The organism is Mycobacterium sp. ML4 (genome assembly GCF_054515735.1).
Map to the genome: position 1 here is coordinate 1 of NZ_JBTNSY010000081.1, position 1,236 is coordinate 1,236.

1 protein-coding gene is annotated in these 1,236 nt (G+C 67.0%); it reads left to right on the forward strand.

What is annotated here, in order from left to right:
• Window positions 1-101 precede the first annotated feature (101 nt).
• Window positions 102-1,013 (forward strand): sigma-70 family RNA polymerase sigma factor, encoded by a 912-nt coding sequence (locus tag ACX9NE_RS29285; RefSeq protein ID WP_459365271.1) that lies wholly within the window; start codon window positions 102-104, stop codon window positions 1,011-1,013.
• Window positions 1,014-1,236: the final 223 nt, after the last annotated feature.

The following is a 1,236-nucleotide window of genomic DNA, read 5'->3' on the forward strand; positions in this document are numbered from 1 at the left end:
CTCGCGCCCTGGGGCGCTCGCCGTCACCGAGCGGGTATTGAGTGCCCGGTTCCTTACTCGCGCCGTGGGGCCGCTCGCCGTCACCGGGTTACCCTCAACTTATGGTCGCGACCACTCAGGTCACCGAATTCGAGGCGCTGCGACCGCATCTGATGTCGGTCGCCTACCGGCTCACCGGAACCGTGGCCGACGCCGAGGACATAGTCCAGGAGGCGTGGCTGCGGTGGAACACCCAGGACGGCCCCATCCATGATCTGCGTGCCTGGCTGACCACGGTGGTGAGCCGTTTGGCCCTGGACAAGTTGCGCTCGGCCGCACACCGGCGGGAGACCTACACCGGCAACTGGCTACCCGAGCCGGTCGTCACGGGGTTGGATCCGGGCGACCCGCTGTCGGCGGTGGTGGCCGGAGAGGACGCGCGGTTCGCCGCCATGGTGGTGCTGGAGCACCTCAGCCCCGATCAGCGGGTGGCGTTCGTTTTGCACGACGGTTTCGCGGTGCCGTTCGCCGAAGTGGCCGAGGTGCTTGGCACCAGCGAAGCCTCGGCCCGGCAACTCGCGTCCCGGGCCCGCAAAACTGTCGCCGCGGCGCCGCCGCCGAAGCCGGATCCCAGCCACGCCGAGGTGGTCGGCAAGTTGATGGCTGCGATGGCCGCCGGCGACATCGACACCGTCGTGTCGCTGCTGCACCCTGATGTGACGTTGACCGGCGACTCGAACGGCAAGGCGCCGACCGCGGTTCAGGTCATCCGCGGGGCGGACAAGGTGGTCCGTTTCATGATGGGTCTGGCCCGTCGTTACGGCGATGCGTTCTACACCGCCAATAATCTGGCACTGGTCAACGGCGAATTAGGTTCCTACACAACGGGATTCCCCGCTTCAGAAGGCCGCCGTGAGATGGCGCCGCGCATCACGGCGATGACGGTGCGCGACGGCAAGGTGGTCGCGCTCTGGGACATAGCGAATCCCGACAAGTTCACCGGATCGCCGTTGCGTACTCCACCGGCAGAATGATCGCGGCGCTCGGCCCGAGCGCAAGACCACCTGACCACCGGGGCTGATCGCCGCGGCGGGCAGCGGTTGGCAACCGATCGGGCTGTCCCGCCCGGAAAACAATGACGGTCATTCGGGGGCTGGGATTAGGCAGCCAGGGCTTGTCGTACCCCAGTGCGATGATGGGGTTATGTCGGTGACCGCCTTGGAGACGTCCCCTAAGCAGCGCTTGGAGGTGCTGTTT

Excerpts from the sequence above, each read along its gene's own strand:
- ACX9NE_RS29285 (WP_459365271.1), top strand. The coding sequence starts at position 102 with ATGGTCGCGACCACTCAGGTCACCGAATTCGAGGCGCTGCGACCGCAT.